Annotated in this window: 12 protein-coding genes and 1 tRNA gene; 10 read left to right on the forward strand and 3 right to left on the reverse strand. The window is 64.8% G+C overall.

Annotation, left to right across the window (positions count from 1 at the left end; translation table 11 throughout):
• Nucleotides 1-38: 38 nt before the first annotated feature.
• The 3 genes from RX329_RS08335 to RX329_RS08345 all read right to left on the reverse strand — a co-directional run bounded on the left by RX329_RS08335 (nt 39) and on the right by RX329_RS08345 (nt 3032).
• On the reverse strand, nt 39-314 hold the full coding sequence (locus RX329_RS08335) for a DUF1153 domain-containing protein (protein WP_002714638.1): 276 nt from the start codon (nt 312-314) through the stop codon (nt 39-41).
• Nucleotides 315-667: 353 nt separating this feature from the next.
• On the reverse strand, nt 668-1375 hold the full coding sequence (locus RX329_RS08340; RefSeq protein ID WP_085349195.1) for a flagellar hook assembly protein FlgD: 708 nt from the start codon (nt 1373-1375) through the stop codon (nt 668-670).
• Nucleotides 1376-1388: 13 nt separating this feature from the next.
• The gene (locus RX329_RS08345; RefSeq protein ID WP_085359388.1) at nt 1389-3032 is read right to left on the reverse strand and encodes a flagellar hook-length control protein FliK; all 1644 of its coding nucleotides are present in this window, start codon (nt 3030-3032) and stop codon (nt 1389-1391) included.
• Between the two features lie 347 nt (nt 3033-3379).
• Here RX329_RS08345 and mnmA point away from each other — a divergent pair, with 347 nt between their 5' ends.
• From mnmA to RX329_RS08395, 10 genes are all read left to right on the forward strand, one after another.
• Nucleotides 3380-4561, forward strand: a complete 1182-nt coding sequence (gene mnmA / locus RX329_RS08350) for a tRNA 2-thiouridine(34) synthase MnmA (protein WP_018453891.1) — start codon at nt 3380-3382, stop codon at nt 4559-4561.
• Between the two features lie 78 nt (nt 4562-4639).
• Nucleotides 4640-5278, forward strand: coding sequence for a class I SAM-dependent methyltransferase (locus tag RX329_RS08355; protein WP_018453892.1), 639 nt, complete (start codon nt 4640-4642; stop codon nt 5276-5278).
• Nucleotides 5279-5322: 44 nt separating this feature from the next.
• The gene (locus tag RX329_RS08360; RefSeq protein WP_063994841.1) at nt 5323-5679 is read left to right on the forward strand and encodes a hypothetical protein; all 357 of its coding nucleotides are present in this window, start codon (nt 5323-5325) and stop codon (nt 5677-5679) included.
• Between the two features lie 308 nt (nt 5680-5987).
• Nucleotides 5988-6064, forward strand: a tRNA-Met gene (locus RX329_RS08365).
• Nucleotides 6065-6657: 593 nt separating this feature from the next.
• The gene (locus RX329_RS08370; RefSeq protein ID WP_317245606.1) at nt 6658-6855 is read left to right on the forward strand and encodes a hypothetical protein; all 198 of its coding nucleotides are present in this window, start codon (nt 6658-6660) and stop codon (nt 6853-6855) included.
• A gap of 31 nt (nt 6856-6886) precedes the next feature.
• On the forward strand, nt 6887-9256 hold the full coding sequence (locus RX329_RS08375) for a tetratricopeptide repeat protein (RefSeq protein WP_317245607.1): 2370 nt from the start codon (nt 6887-6889) through the stop codon (nt 9254-9256).
• 37 nt (nt 9257-9293) lie between these two features.
• Complete coding sequence (locus RX329_RS08380) at nt 9294-9641, forward strand: hypothetical protein (protein WP_247808360.1); 348 nt, start codon at nt 9294-9296, stop codon at nt 9639-9641.
• Between the two features lie 2 nt (nt 9642-9643).
• The gene (locus RX329_RS08385) at nt 9644-12187 is read left to right on the forward strand and encodes an Hsp70 family protein (RefSeq protein WP_317245608.1); all 2544 of its coding nucleotides are present in this window, start codon (nt 9644-9646) and stop codon (nt 12185-12187) included.
• Between the two features lie 88 nt (nt 12188-12275).
• Entirely contained in the window at nt 12276-13499 is a 1224-nt protein-coding gene (locus tag RX329_RS08390; RefSeq protein ID WP_317245609.1) for an ATP-binding protein, read from the forward strand.
• Between the two features lie 199 nt (nt 13500-13698).
• Nucleotides 13699-15570: a P-loop NTPase fold protein gene (locus tag RX329_RS08395; protein ID WP_317245610.1), complete on the forward strand. Its 1872-nt coding sequence runs from the start codon at nt 13699-13701 to the stop codon at nt 15568-15570.
• The last annotated feature ends 17 nt before the right edge of the window (nt 15571-15587 follow it).

The raw sequence follows: 15587 nt of genomic DNA on the forward strand, positions 1-15587 counted from the left end.
GGCCGATTTTAGTCAAAAGCCGCAGATTTCCGGATTGCCTACTGGCGATATTGTTGGATACGGGTGGTGCGAAGTCCCGCCAGACCATGCTGGTCGATCGAAAACTGCCAGGAGAGGAATTCGTCAACCGTCAGCGTATAACGGCTGCAGGCCTCCTCGAGGGAGAGAAGACCGCCACGGACTGCGGCGACGACCTCGGCCTTGCGGCGGATGACCCAGCGTTTGGTGCCGGGTGCAGGCAGATCCGCAATCGTCAACGGACTACCGTCCGGCCCGATGACGTATTTTACCCTCGGGCGATGGGGTTCTGTCATGGCGTACTCACAAACTCGCAACCACTGAACTCACTCAGGAACCCTACGCGCGCCGGCTTAAAAATCCGCTAAGCCTAAGGCTTCAATACAATTCTCGTTGAAAATGGCTGGAACGCAGCCGACTCGGCCGGCGGGACGGTACGTCCAGGCGGGCCGAGGGGGTGTTCGTAAATACTTTACTAACAAACGAGGCCTGCGCGGGGTGTCGCAGAGCCTCAATTGTCGTCCTGGCGAACGCCAGGACCCATTACCCCAGGGAGGAGTCGCTACAACGACTCGGGGTTACTTCGTCGAACCAAACGACTTCGGTGGTTTCGCCAGGACGACACCGAATATCCAGCGGCATTCCGCCTTTAATTACTCGTCGTCGCGATGATGCTCTTGACCTGGCTCAGCGTGTAGCTGGCGCCGTCGATGGTCAGCAGCGGCGGCGACTGGGTCAGGTCGACGGACGACACCGTGCCCTGCACCTGCGCGGCGATGCCGACATTGTTGTTGGCTACGTCCTTGCCCGTGGCCGAGATCGTGTACTTGCCGTCGGGCCATTGCGTGCCGTCATTGCCCTGGCCGTTCCAGGTGAATGGAACGTCGGTGCCGGCGCCGGCGGTGTATTTGCCGGTGAATACGGTCTGGCCGCTGGCATTGGCGATGGTGATGTCGACGGTGGCGTCGCTGGGCACGTTGAGATGCCAGGTCGCCGACGAATTCGTCATGGTCCCGGTGGTGCCGTCGACCAGGGCGGTCTTGCCGACGAAGCCCAGCGCCTGGGTCGCCTGCGTGGTCTGCTGCAGCGTGACGAGCTGGGACAGCGAGTCGTTGGTCTTGAGCTGCTGCTCGACGCCGGCGAACTGCACCAGCTGCTGGGTGAACTGGTTGGTGTCGAGCGGATCGAGCGGGTTCTGGTTCTGCAGCTGCGTCGTCAGCAGCGTCAGGAAGGTCTGGAAATTGCCGGCGAGCGTCGCGCCGGTGGTCGAGCCCAAGCTCGGGTTCGACGAGGATTTCGGCAGGTCGGTCGTGCCCGAGACGACGGACGGGGCGGTGGCGGCATTCGTGGTGGTCATGATCGAATACTCCTCACACTCTGATGTCGACGCCGCTGCTCGATCCGAGCATGCGGCCGTAGCTGCGCCCGACCGGGGCCGCGGGAACTGCGTCCTCGTCGCTGACGATCAGCCGGCGGGCATTGCCGCCGTTGTCGTTGTTCTGGCCGGAGTTCTGGCCCGATGAATTCTGGTCGCGCAGACTGAAGGACAGCCCGTTGCTGCCGGTCTTCAGGCCGGCATCGTCGAGCGCGCGCTGCAATTGGGGAGCGTCTTGCCGCAGCATCTGCAGCGTCTCCGGCTTCTCGACGGTGAGATGCGAGGTGACCTGTCCGTTGCGGTCGACATTGATGCGGACGTCGATGCGGCCGAGGTCGAGCGGATCGAGGCTGATGTCGAACCGGGTCTTGCCCGCGCGTGCGGCGGCGGCAATTTCGATCGGCACGCCGGTGATCGGAATGGCCGTATTGGTGGCTGCGGTCGCCGTGAGCGTCGCGGTCGATGCGGTCGCGGCCGAAGTCGTATTGGTCAGTGACGCCTGCACGGCCGAGGCCGCCTGCGCGCCGGTGTCGGTGGTGGGGACAGCGGCCTGCGTGCCCGCATTGGGATGCGGTGTCGCAGTCGCCGGTGCCGCATCGGCGGTGCGGTCGGAAGTCCCAGCCTTGGTGTCGCCCGCGTTCGCGTCGATCGGCGGCTTGTCGGCGTGCGGATGCGCCGCGGTGGCGGACGCTGCCGTCGCCGAGGTCTGCGCGGCGTTGGCCTTGCTGGTGTCCTGGCCGATATTGGAAACGTCGCTCGCGCCTTGCGCAGTGACTGCGGCCTTGAACGAGGTTTTTGGCGTGCCCTGGTCGACGGCGGCGATCAGGCCGCCATTGGTCTTGGCATCGGCCGCGGTCGAATCGGTGGTCCCGGTCGCGGTATCGGCCAGCACTGCCGAGGTGTCGGCATCGACCTTGGCGCTTGCGGTCTTGGCGCTCTTGTCGCCCGGCGTCGCGGTATCGGTCTTGGTGCCGGCGATCTGCGCTGCGATGGATGCGCTGGCGGCGATGCCGGCGGCGGCAATCGTCAGCGGCGAGGAGGCGGAGCCGGCGGCTTGGTTTGCAGCCGCGTTGGAATCGACCGGCACGGCGACCACGAGTGCATTCGGATCGGATACGGCGGCCTGCGTCGCGTCGACTTGCGCGGCGGCGGCGGTATCGACGGCGGCGGCGAGGCCATCGATGCCGCCGGCCTTGTCCGCATTGGTCTCGTCGGATTTGTCCGCAGATTTGTCGGCCGATTTGGCGTCGGACGCCTCCGGCTTGTCCTTGGTCTTGCTATCAGCCTTGGCCGCATCAGCCGTCGAGTCGTTCTTGGCGTCGCTCTTGGCGTCGTTCTTGATGTCGTTTTTGGCGGGCGCGGAATTGTTGGCGTCGTCGCTGGCCTTGCTCTGCGAGGACTGGTCGCTCGCTGAGCGATCGCGCGGGCTCTTGTCGGAGGCGGAGGACGAGGAATCGGTGCGGCGCGGGGAGTCCTGCACGGAGGACGCCGCGCTGTCGCTGATCGCCTGGGTGTTGCTGTCCACCAGCGAGCCAAAGGAGTCGTTGGACGTGTCTTTCGGCGCTTGCGACCGGGCAGGCTTTTGCTGCGCGCTTGGGACTTGCACGCTTGCCACGACATCTGACGTTCGACCGACCACAGGCAACCCCTTGGAAACATCTTCGCCATGAGAGGTAGCAAGGAGCGGGCCACCCTTGTGGTAGGAATTTTATCCAATCAAATCAATGCGTTGACGAATTCGCGCCCCGCCGCGGAGCCTCCCAAAGCCCCGCCATTTCTGCCTCCCCGGCAAGAATTGCCGTAAACCTTGCGGGGTCCGTGATTGCTTCACCGGAAGGCCGCCTATATTAAAGAGAGAGCTCTCAACCGCTTTCGACCGGGCAGGCCGCGCCCTTCGGGAACTCTCGGTTCCCGGGGATTGCCTTTGTCCCGCCGGAAGCACCCAGCGGATCGCCCAACGCCGCCGTCCACAACGCTTTAAGGCCCATGCTCAACAGTCTGGATCTCGAAGGCCGTCCTGAGGATACCAGGGTCGTCGTTGCCATGTCAGGCGGCGTCGATTCATCGACGACGGCTGCGCTTTTGAAGGCGGAAGGCTACGACGTTGTCGGCATCACGCTGCAGCTCTATGACCATGGTGCGGCGACCCATCGCAAGGGCGCCTGCTGCGCCGGCCAGGACATCCACGACGCCCGCGACGTCGCCGCCAAGCTCGGCATTCCCCATTACGTGCTCGACTACGAGGATCGCTTTCGCGAATCCGTCATCGACAATTTCGCCGACAGCTACGCGCTCGGCGAGACGCCGGTGCCGTGCATCGAGTGCAACCGCTCGGTCAAGTTCCGCGACCTCTTGAAGACCGCGCGCGAGCTCGGCGCCACCGCGCTTGCCACCGGCCATTACGTTGCCTCGCGCCGCCGCGACGACGGCTCGCGCGCGCTGGTGTGTGCCGCCGACGCCGATCGCGACCAGAGCTACTTCCTGTTCGCGACCACGCAGGAGCAGCTCGATTATCTGCGCTTTCCGCTCGGCGACATGACCAAGCCCGAGACGCGCGAGCTGGCGCGGCGCTTCGGTCTTGCCGTCGCCGACAAGCACGACAGCCAGGACATCTGCTTCGTGCCGACCGGGCGCTACACCGACATCATCACCCGCCTGCGGCCGAACGCGATGGACCCCGGCGACATCGTCGATCTCGACGGCCGCGTGCTCGGCCGGCACAACGGCATCGCCAATTTCACCATCGGCCAGCGCCGCGGCCTCGGCATCGCAGCCGCCGCGCCGCTGTTCGTGGTGCGGCTGGAGGCCGCCAACCGCCGCGTCGTCGTCGGCCCGCGCGAGGCGCTGAAGATGCACCGCATCGTGTTGCGCGACGTCAACTGGATCGGCGATGGCGACATCGACCGCGCCATCGGCAATGGCCTCGAAATGTTCGTGCGCGTGCGCTCGACCCGCGCGCCCCAGCCGGCGTGGCTGCGCGGCGCGAACGGCCATTACGAGGTCGAGCTCGTCGCCGGCGAAGAGGGCGTTTCGCCGGGACAGGCCTGCGTGTTCTACGACGCACCTGGCGGCCAGGCCCGCGTGCTCGGCGGCGGCTTCATTCAAAGCGCCGCCGCGAAGGCCGCAAGCAGCACGACGAGGCCGCTCGCAGAAGCGGTCCGCGGCTAAGCGCATGATCCGGAAAAGTGTGCAGCGGTTTTCCGAACAGATCATGCGCAAAATAAGAATCTAGGCAGGGCAGGGGGCATGGCAGCAGACATCTCGCGGGCCGGGGTCGAGAAGGCCTATGGCCGCTGGGCGCCGGTCTATGATCTCGTGTTCGGCAAGGTGTTCGACGCCGGCCGGCAGTCGACCATCGCCGAGGCCGATCGCATCGGCGGCCGCATCCTCGACGTCGGCGTCGGCACCGGGCTGTCGCTCTCCGACTATGCGCGCACCACGAAGATTTGCGGGGTCGACATCTCCGAGCCGATGCTGCGCAAGGCGCAATCGCGCGTGCGCGCGATGCGCTTGAGCAATGTCGAAGTACTCTCGGTGATGGACGCGAAGAACCTCGCCTTCCCCGAAAACTTCTTCGACGCGGTGGTCGCACAATACGTCATCACCGCGGTGCCCGATCCCGAAGGCACGCTCGACGAGTTCATGCGCGTCTTGAAGCCCGGCGGCGAGCTGATCCTGGTCAACCACATCGGGGCCGAAAAAGGTTTGCGCAAACTCTCCGAGCTCGCGTTTGCGCCGCTCGCCCGCCGCCTCGGCTGGCGCCCGGAATTTCCATGGCAGCGCCTGGTCGACTGGGCCGCAAAACACGGCGGCGTTACGCTGGCCGAGCGCCGCCCGATGCCGCCGATGGGCCACTTTTCGCTGATCCGCTACCTCAAATCGTGATCGGGGGTGCGGAACACGCGGGCTGACCCGCGCGTTTCCCTCCCATGCGCACGACATCAAACATCATTCTGGCCAGTCTCCTGATCGCCGCCTCCGGCAGCGCGATCGCGCAGGCTCCGCCCGCCCCGGCGACGCCGCCGCAAGCGACCGCGCCGCCATCCCCGCAGCATGCGACCAATTGCACGCCGCAGGACCGCCCGAACCGCTCGGCCGACGGCACCACCACCGGCCAGTCCCGGGAACCGCTCGGCGATAAATTGGCAAAATCGGACGGCGTGCTCTGCCCGCCCTCCGGCGTCGATCCCGAGATGCACGCCCCGGCGCCCAGCACGAACGGCGCCATGCCCGTCATCCCGCCCCCCGGCAGCCCCGGCGGCGACCCGACGGTGCGGCCGAAATAGCTCGTCGCGCCGAAGCCTTGGCGTAGGCGGAGCCTGTTCCGCATCCCAATCTCGTCGTCATGCCCGGGCTCGTCCCGGGCATCCACGTTCTTGTGGCCGGCCGGGATGGCCGGGACCAGCCCGGCCATGACGGATTCAGCGCCAAAAGGCCCAAATCCCCCGCCGACATGTCCCGCCGAAGCTTTAGCGAAGGCGGAAGCCTTGGCGAAGGTGGAAGCTTTGCCAAACTCGGATTGACAGCCCGCCGCCCCCTTCCTTATATGCCGCGCGTTCGCGAGGTCGGCTTGTTTCGGCCCTCGCGACCCTGTGGCGGGGTAGCTCAGCTGGTTAGAGCACGGGAATCATAATCCTGGGGTCGGGGGTTCGAGTCCCTCTCCCGCTACCAACAAAATCAGCACTTTCGGGCATTCGAGGTCGCGGTGCGTTCTTTCGTACCACACTCGGTACCACAATTTCTCCCAGCTCTCTCGTGAGATAATCACTCCCTGCCGTGGTTCGCTTGGGCGCCTTTTCTCGTCCAAGTTTTGCACCTAGTCCGATAGTGCGAGCACTCGTACAGCGCTGATGGGTGCGTGTTCCGCTGGTGCTTCCGTGGACCGACCCGTCTGTATTCGAACGGCCAAGAAGTGGTTCACTGACCGCACCGGGGCTGGGCGGTTCGTGGTCGACCCTTCGGTGCTAAAAGCGAAGAGGAAAGGAGATCGCCGGCTAAAGCGAAGTCTCGAATTGCCGAGGAGGCATGAACAGCTTCCCAAGCATACGAGGGTTCGATTCCCTTCGCCCGCTCCAGCCACTGGGCAGATAGACTATTTGAAATAGGTCTATCCAGATCACCATGTTTCGGGACTCCCGGGGGCGTTTCGGGGCGTCGGGGTCGTCGATCGGTGTGGAAATCGGCCGCGCGGAGGTCCGCGGGCTTGCCGCGCACCACCGGACGTGGAATTTTCCTCGACCAACAGCGCATGGGCGACGGGACCGATGGCGGAAAAGAAGAAGGCCGGCAGGCCGGGCCGGAAGCCGCCAGCGGGCGCCAAGAAGCAGCTCCTGACGTCAATGGATCCGGAGATCATCCGCAGGATCAAGTCGGCGGCCGCGCTGCGGGACACGACGGCGTCGCTGGTGATGGAAGAGGCCGCCGGCGAGTGGCTCGAGCGGCACCAGGACGGGAAGAAGTAGTCCTTGGAAGGACGGCATTTCGAGTCGGTCGATGTCATCAAGCGGCGCAGACACGCAAACCCAAAGCGATCTCGACGCGGAAATCGCCGAGCTCTCGTCCGCTATCGCCCGCGATCCGGGGGACGCCAAGGCCCATCGCCGTAGAGGCCTCCTCAAGGCGCGCTGCCGCAGGTACGACGAGGCGCTGGTGGACCTGGAGAGCGCGCTGAAGCTCGCGCCCGACGACGGTCATGCGTACGGACTCAGAGCGCTGGTCTGGGAAAAGAAGGGCGAGCGCGACCGCGCGCTCCACGACTTCGACGAGGCGATCCGGCTCGCCCCGCACGACGCGATCCTTTTCCGGTCCCATCGCGACCGCGTCTTGTCGGAGGGTCGCAGCGGTCCCATCGCGGGCGGCGACTTCAACCTCCTCAAGAATCCCTTCGTCCTCCTCGGTCTGTCCCCCGACGCCGACCCCGCGACCGTCAAGGAAGCGTACGAGGACGCGGTCGAGGACGAGGCGGACGAGCCGGACGCCCTGATGCGCGCGCAGCAGACGCTCCTGACGCCGAGGCTCCGGATCGAAGCCGAAGTCGGAGGCTTCCTCGACGTCGATCCGGGCGTGGCGACCGAGATCGTCTCCGATATCCGCACGGGAAGACCGATCGGCGAGATCAAGGACGGTCTGACGCGCCTCCACTCCCTCCCGAGATCCAACGTGATCGCCCATTACGGCTCGGCGGGGCCGCTCGGACTCGATCACCTCCGTGATCTGATCGCGGCACAGGCCGCAGTCGCTCCGGGCGCCGTGTGCGACGCCATCAACGACGTCCGCCAGGAGATCGCCTTGGGCCGCGTCGACCGCGACGTCGTGAGCGATGCGCTCTCCAAGCTGCTGGACCGGCAGACCAAGGCCGTGATCGAGGCCCTGGGCATCGGCGACAAGGCGGTTGCTCTCTTCGATCTGTTCGTCTCGAGGATCGTCGCCGGCGGCGACAGCGCAGCGCTCTTCAGGCTCGACGTGTACGTCTCCATGTTTCGTCAAGCCGTGGCCTCCGAACTTTCCAAACGCCGCGAAGCCGTCGTGGCGGCCTGCGACGAGATCCGCAGGAATCCGAAACCGGATGCCGCGTACCGCAAGCTCGACAAGGCGGTGCGCTTCTGGATGGCGCTGGTTCGGCCCGTCCAGACCTACGAAAATCACCGACAGCGCGAAGACGCCGCGACCCGCGAGATGTACGGGACGGTCCGGCAACTCGCTCTCGATCTTTCCAACGAGCAACGCGAATTCGAGGGCGCGGAAAAGGTCGTTGCCATCGCGTCCGGAGCTTTCGGCCACCTGCCGCGCGCCGCCGACCAGATGTCCGAAGACACGAAACAACTCGCCGAACTCCGCAACGACAAGCTGGCCGACGAGCTGCTCACGCCGCTTCTGCAGGCCTGCGAGCAGGCCAACAATTCGCACCGCACGATCGAAGGCGAATTGCTCAAGGGCGGTTTCGGCCGCGGGTCGGTCGGAAGCGTGAGATCCATCTTCGACAAGTTCGCAGCCGCCGTCGATGCGACCTCCAAGTTGCCGTTCTCGGATGCGCCATGGCGCCTCGTCCGTTCCATCGCCATTTCACTGAACAACGACTCGTCGTCCCCGCAAGCTGCGGACAGGATCATCCAAGGACTTCTCGACCACGCGGCCCATAGGGCGCCCTCGCCCGACATGCTCGCGATGCTCCGGGAAGACCAGCGCGCCGCCCGCAAGATACTCGTCGAGAACGACCTGACGAAAAACCTGAAGGCGCAAAAGTGGAAGGACACCGAGCAGCTCGCGGAGAGGCTCCTCACGCTGGAAACCGACGAAGAGAACTTGAGCGCCGTGAGGACCATTCGGGATGCGGCGGCCGCCAAGCGCAAGGCCAACACCCGAGTCATGTGGTTCTGGGGCATCGTGGTCGTGGGCGGCGGGCTCTGGGCCATCCTGGCCAACGGAGGAGGTACCTCGGGATCGCAGACGACCCAATACCGGCCGCCGCCCTCCTATTCCAATACGCAAACCTGGCCGCAGACGCCCGCACCTTCTCAGACGACCGCCCCGCCGCCGCAGAGAGTCGAAATAGTCGATACCAGGGAAGCGCTGCCGTCGGTCGGCACCGGTCTGGCGCTGACCCGGGCGAACATCCGCTACTGCGCATTCCAGCGCGTCCGGATCGAGGCCGCCCGACCCCTGATCCAAGCCGGCGTGCAGGGTCAGCGCTTCAGCACGGTGGTCGACGACTACAATGCGCGCTGCAGCGACTATCGTTTTCGGCAGAGCGACAAGGATGCCGTCGATACCGAGCTGATCGGGAAGCGGTATTCGCTGGAATCCGAGGGACGTGCTCTCGCGGCGTCGTGGCGACCATCGGGTACGCCGGCGACGCGGCGATGAGCGCGCAGGAAACAACGCGCGCGATCGAGGAACGGTCATGACGGACGGCGGAGATACGATGGCGCGGCTCGCGGTCGAGTATTGGAAGCTCCTGCGCGTGCTGGAGCGTGCACTCGACAGCGTTCCGGAGGACCGGCGGGAGAGATACGCCTCGCAGGGACGCTACGCGGCGGACCGCCTCGACGAGCTTCTTCGAGATCGGAAAATGTCCGTTCAGTCGTTCGACGGGATGGACTTCGAAGTCAACCTGCCGGTATCTCCGGTCAACGGGGATGAATTTCAGGGACGCACCGACGTCGTGGTCGCCCGCACCATCGAGCCCGCCGTCATCGCGGACATGCGTCCCGTGCTGATGGGCAAGGTCTATCTGGCGAGCAAGGAGTGAGCATGTATCTCGGCATCGATTTGGGAACGTCCAATTCGGCCATCGTCGGCAACGACGGTCGGGAATTGCGCCTCTACAAGACCGTGGACGGATCGGACGTGCTTCCGAGCGCGATCATGATCGACCGCCGCGGCGGAATGTTCGTCGGACAGCGGGCCTACGAGCAGGATGCCTTCTCCCCGGAGAACGTGGGCAAGAAGTTCAAGCGTCTCATGGGCACCTCGAGCCCCATCGAATTCAAGAGCGCGGATCACTCGATGAGCGCCGAGGAGGCGAGCGCCGAAGTGCTCAGGACGCTGCTGGCACAGGCCAAGCTGGCGGCAGGTCAGTTCGATCTGGAGGGCACCGTCATCACGATCCCGGCGGCGTTCAACCAGATGCAGTGCGAAGCGACGATGCGGGCGGCGCAGGCCGCCGGCATCGGGCGCGTCGGCCTGGTCCAGGAACCGATCGCGGCCGCGATGGCGTCGATCGCCGATCGTCAGCGACGCAACTCGGCGCTGAAGGACGGCCAATTCCTGGTCTACGATCTCGGAGGTGGCACCTTCGATGTCGCCATCGTGCAGAGCGTCGGGGGCACGATCAACGTCGTGGGTCACGGCGGCATCAACATGCTCGGCGGCACCGACTTCGATCGCCGGGTCGTCAACGAGATCGTGCGGCCGTGGCTCATGGACCAGTTCGACCTCCCGGAGGACCTGCAGAAGGATCCGACCTATCAGCGCGTGCTCCGGATCGCGGCCTTCTATGCGGAGAAGGCCAAGATCGAACTGTCGGCGCAGCCCTCCACGCGCATTTCAGCCGACGAAAGCCAACTGTCGTCCCGCGACCTGGCCGGGAAGGAAATCTACCTCGACATTTCGTTCGACCGACGGCAGCTCGAGGATCTGGTCTCCGACCAGGTAGACCGGTCGATCGATGCGTGCCGGAAGCTGCTCAAGGAGAACGGCTACCAGAGCGGCGACATCGATCGCGTCGTGTTCATCGGCGGTCCGACCCGCATGCCCATCGTTCGTTCGCGCGTGCCGGAACAACTGGGAATCGCCGGAGACCTCGATTCCGATCCGATGACCGCGGTTGCGTTCGGTGCCGCGATCTTCGCCGAGAGCCGCGACTGGTCCGGCGAAGCGGTGACCGCCAAACCGACGAGGGCGACGGCCAAGGCGGGCGGCGCCGTCAAGATCGAATACGGGTATCCGGAGCGCACCTCGGATGCGCGGATCCGGATCCGGGTCAGGCCCCAGCCGGAAGCGCAAGGCAAAGGCTATCGGCTCCAGATCGACAGCGACATGGGTTGGACCAGCGGGCAGCTACCCCTCGACGGCACCACCTCCATCAACGACGTGCCCGTCGCGCGCCGCGGCGACAACCAGTTCCGGGTGATGGTGTTCGACCGATCCGGGAACCCCGTGCAAGAGGCCGAAACCAGGCTCGTGGTGAAGCGCACGGACGCATCGTCGTCGGGCACGCCGATCACCCACACCATCGCCGTCAAGGTGGTGGCCGACGAAGGCGGTATCCCCAAGAACACGCTCCACGAACTCGTGGCGAAGGGACAGTCGATTCCGGCGAGCGGCACCGAGAGCTACCGGGCCGCGAACGATCTGAAGGGCGGAGACAAGGCCGGGCTCGATTTCGAGGTCTACCAGATGGAAGCCGGTGTGACAGATCCGGCACTCAACCTCCATGTCGGAAGCTTCCGCGTCGAGGGCTCGCAGCTGGAGATCGGCGACATCATCCGTCGCGGCGACGTCGTCCGCGTGCACTGGAATCTCGACGAGAACGGCCTCCTGAACTGCGCGCTCGAAGTGCCCTCGATCGGCCGCCGCTTCGACACCGGCAAGATGTTCACCGATCACGGGGCCAGAAAGAGCTTCGAAGGGCACGAAGGCGAGGAGCTCGCCAACTCCGTCCTCGACACGACCGCGACCGAACTCGAAGAACTCGAGCGCGCCCTCGGTGCGAAGCGCAGCGCCGAGACCGAGGAACTGAACCGGCGGCTGGACGAGCAACGCGAGAACCTGAGGACGTCCTTCGAAGCCGACACGCGCCGATCGATCGCCGAGGAGGGTCGCGCCATCAGGCAGGAAATCTCCCGCATCAAGAACCGCCCTGAAAACGTGGGCGGCGTCCTGACGGAAGAGACGGATCGTCTGGCCCAGGACTACGATTCCATCGTCCGGCCCCACGCGGCCAAATCCACGAACGATCGCTTCGACGCACTGCTCGCGCAGGTTCGGGAGGCGCTCAGCCATGGTCGGCCCGACGACGCGCGGAAGTCGCACTCCGAGATGTTCGCCATCTTCATCAACGGAGCCAAGGAGCATCCTGGCTTTCAGGTCGACCTGTTCCTCGCCTTCTCGCGCGAACGCCACCTGGCCATCGACAAGGCGCTGCACGAGAGGCTGGTCGTCGACGGACAGGCCTGCATCGACCGAAACGATCTGGAGGGATTGCGCCGAACCATCGGACGAATCCTCGAGAACCAGATACCGACCACCGCCAAGAACGCGGCCAGCGCGGCTCTCGCCGGCCTCATGAAGTAGCATGTCGGGCTTTCCATGGTTTCCGATCGGTCAGAAGCTCGTATCCGGCACGGTCGGCAGGCTGCGGGCCGAAGGGCCGGGCTATCAGGTGTTGCAGGAGCAGGCTGGCGACGGCCTCATCCTCGTTCTCGCCGGCGGGGAGCCGGCCGCGGATGATGCGGGTCGGATCGAATGCGCCCCGCCGTTCGCCGAGTTCGAGTTCGGCGGCCGCCACTTTTTGACGATGCCGATGGCGAAGTCCTCCGAGCCGGTGCCGTTGCTGCAGTGGCCGAAGCGGTTCGGTCTTCCCACGACCAGCGACGTCAGAGCCCTTGGTGGGGCCATTGCCGGAATGCGCCGGCGCGCTCCGCAGGCGGAGGTGGCGAGCGCTCTGTTTCTGCCCGCGCTGGAGGTGTGTCTGCCGGTGAACGATGCCGACGGGGCGGAAGACATGAGGCAGGTCGCCGCGCAGATACTTACGGCTTCGCAGGCGTCCGCCCTGGACGTCGGGTCGGTGCGCAGCGCCAATCCTTGGGTCTCCGCCGACGACATAGCCTTCTTCCTCGCTGCTCTGGACGTCTCCGAGCTCGCGGAGCCGGTCACCCCCGAAGCCTTCGCTCTGCCCGGTCGCCCCGCTCTCGAGGCGTTCTTTCGCGAGTACGTCATCGAGCCGAGCGCCGATCCCGACAGGTACCAGGCGCTGAGGGTGCAGTTGCCGAACGGAATTCTGCTCTACGGACCGCCCGGATCGGGCAAGACCCATGCGGTGGATACGCTGGTCGCAGCGTTGCGTCGGCCGACGTTCAGGCTGGATCTCGGGGAAGTGGGAAGCCCCTTCATCCACCAGACGACCGTCGCGATGCGGCGGGCCTTCGAGCAGGCCAAGCGCAGCGCCCCGTCGCTGCTCGTCCTGGAGGAGATCGACGCTGTCGCCTCGGCGCGGGGGCCGATGTCCCAGGACCACAAGGTTGAGGAATTGACCGAGATCCTGAGGATGATCGAGGCTGCAGCCAAGAATGGCGTGTTGGTGCTGGCGACGACGAACAGGAAGGAAGCGCTCGATCCCGCGGTTTTGAGAACCGGACGGTTCGACCACTCGGTACTCGTTGACTACCCGACCGAGGAAGAAGTCGAGCTCGCCCTCGCGGGTATGCTCAAGGATCGGCCGCACGCCTCGCTCGACCTATCCGGAGCGAGCCGATCCCTCGCCGGCCGTCCGATGAGCGATGCCGCTTGGGTGGTGAATGAGGCGGCTCGGCTGACCGCGCGGGCGAAGCAGGACAAGATCACAGGGACCCTCCTGCAGGAAGCGTTGAGCCGCTTGCGGACCTAAGCTGCGGTATTTCCTGTGGAGAGCGTGTCCAACAGCATGGACTCGCGCTCCCGTTGCAAGCTGGCTGTCAGCCTTAAGGCAGCAGCCGAGTCGGTGCGCAGTGAAGAACACAGCAGGTCCCGACCACTAGCTGCGAAGCATCGCTGTGATTCGTCGCAGCCCGCGCCGTCAGAGTGCTCCGCGAACCGCGAGATCGTCAATGTGGCCCGATAACGAAACCGAGCGCGACTTCCTGAACTTCTCCGGCGTCGCTGACACCGTTGCGGAAATCATTGTCCAGGCGCGGGGCCGCCCGATTTCCATCGGAGTTTCGGGAGCATGGGGCATCGGGAAGTCTTCGATGATCAAGCTTACGCGATCCGCCGTCGCGGCTCGCGAGAAGACGGACGAAGCCAACAAGTACGTTTTCGTGGAGTTCAATGCCTGGCTTTACCAAGGATACGACGACGCTCGCGCCGCGCTCATGGACGTGATCGCGACGAAGCTCGAAGAGGAAGCTGAAACCCGCGAAACAGCGATCGACAAGGTCAAGTCGCTCGCAAAGCGGATCAAGTGGCTACGCGCAGCAAAGCTTGGCGCGACATCGGCGGTCTCCATGTACTTCGGCATCCCGCCGGCCGGCGCGATCGGCGAATTGGTCGGCGTCGGAAAACAGCTCTGGAACGAAGGGCTCGGAAAGGAAATCGTTGATCCCGCAAAACAAGCCGCATCGGATGCGGCGAAGGAAGGCAGCGGTCTCTTAAATCCGAAACAGGAAACCTCGCCGCCCAAGGAAATCCAGGCGCTACGCGACACCTTCGAGCAGACCCTTGAGGAGCTCGGGATCACGCTTGTGGTGCTGATTGACGATCTCGACCGCTGCCTGCCCGAGACCACGATCTCGACTCTTGAAGCGATACGCCTGTTCCTCTTCCTGAAGAACACCGCCTTCGTCATCGCCGCAGACAACGACATGATCAAACACGCCGTACGCAAGCACTTCGTCGGCGTCAGCGACGACCTGCTCGTCACCAACTATTTCGACAAGTTAATCCAGGTTCCGATCCGGGTGCCGCAGCTCGGCACTCAGGAAGTGCGTGCCTACATGATGCTGTTGTTCGTGGAGAACAGCGAACTCTCCGACGGCGACAAGGAAAAGATTCGCGCAGCCATGATTGCCCAACTCAGGCAGACTTGGCAGGGAAAGAAGGTCGATCGTGCCTTTGTCCAGTCTCTGGGCCTGAGGCTGCCTGGGCCCCTAGTGGGCCAGTTCGACACCGCCGAACGGCTCGCCTCCCTCATGACTACCGCCTCGGGTATCCTTGGCAATCCACGCCTGATCAAGCGCTTCCTGAATGCGGTTTCTATTCGCATGACGATCTCGAAGGCGCAAGGTGTCGGCGTGGACGAGGCGGTGCTCGGCAAGCTCCTGTTGTTTGAGCGCATCGGCGACAGTGCCGCCTATGCAGACCTGGTCAAGCGCGTCAGCGCCGACGCCGAGGGAAAGCCAACGTTCCTCAAGGGGTGGGAAGAGGACGCAACGGCCGGGCGCGAACTGGATCTGAAGGCGCCTTGGACGGGCGAGTTCGTGAAGGAGTGGCTGGCGCTCGCGCCCGCTCTGCACGACACCGATCTTCGGGGCGCGCTCTACGTAAGTCGCGAGCATGCCCCACTCATCACTCCCGAAGATCGATTGTCATCCGACGCTGCCGAACTGCTGTCCGCGCTGCTCGACCACCCGGAGGTAGCGAGCAGCCTGAAGGATAGGCTCAGCCGTGTCGCTCGCATCGAAACCACAGTGATGATGGATCGGCTGTTGGAGCGCGCCAGGAAGGAACAGGAATGGGGTGTGCCACCGATACTCAACGCCTGTATCGCACTTGCGGATGCGGATCCGGCCCAAGGTCCCCGTCTCGCGGCCTTCCTGGCGGATCGGCCCTCGCAGCAAATCCAACCAAGCATCGTTCCCAAGATCCGTGACCGCGCATGGTCAGCGACAGTTCTAGATATGTGGAATTCCGGGGTCGGAATAGCGAAACCGGTCAAGAACGCGATCAAGCAGGCGAGGGAAAATGGGCACCTCGCAGTCTAGCGATGGACCGGGCTCCG

This window comes from Bradyrhizobium sp. BWC-3-1 (assembly GCF_032917965.1).
GTDB classification, from domain to species: domain Bacteria; phylum Pseudomonadota; class Alphaproteobacteria; order Rhizobiales; family Xanthobacteraceae; genus Bradyrhizobium; species Bradyrhizobium canariense_D.

Coding starts and splice junctions, on each gene's coding strand:
- RX329_RS08335 (WP_002714638.1), bottom strand. CDS start 314: ATGACAGAACCCCATCGCCCGAGGGTAAAATACGTCATCGGGCCGGAC.
- RX329_RS08340 (WP_085349195.1), bottom strand. CDS start 1,375: ATGACCACCACGAATGCCGCCACCGCCCCGTCCGTCGTCTCGGGCACG.
- mnmA (WP_018453891.1), top strand. CDS start 3,380: ATGCTCAACAGTCTGGATCTCGAAGGCCGTCCTGAGGATACCAGGGTC.
- RX329_RS08355 (WP_018453892.1), top strand. CDS start 4,640: ATGGCAGCAGACATCTCGCGGGCCGGGGTCGAGAAGGCCTATGGCCGC.
- RX329_RS08360 (WP_063994841.1), top strand. CDS start 5,323: ATGCGCACGACATCAAACATCATTCTGGCCAGTCTCCTGATCGCCGCC.
- RX329_RS08370 (WP_317245606.1), top strand. CDS start 6,658: ATGGCGGAAAAGAAGAAGGCCGGCAGGCCGGGCCGGAAGCCGCCAGCG.
- RX329_RS08375 (WP_317245607.1), top strand. CDS start 6,887: ATGTCATCAAGCGGCGCAGACACGCAAACCCAAAGCGATCTCGACGCG.
- RX329_RS08380 (WP_247808360.1), top strand. CDS start 9,294: ATGACGGACGGCGGAGATACGATGGCGCGGCTCGCGGTCGAGTATTGG.
- RX329_RS08385 (WP_317245608.1), top strand. CDS start 9,644: ATGTATCTCGGCATCGATTTGGGAACGTCCAATTCGGCCATCGTCGGC.
- RX329_RS08395 (WP_317245610.1), top strand. CDS start 13,699: ATGTGGCCCGATAACGAAACCGAGCGCGACTTCCTGAACTTCTCCGGC.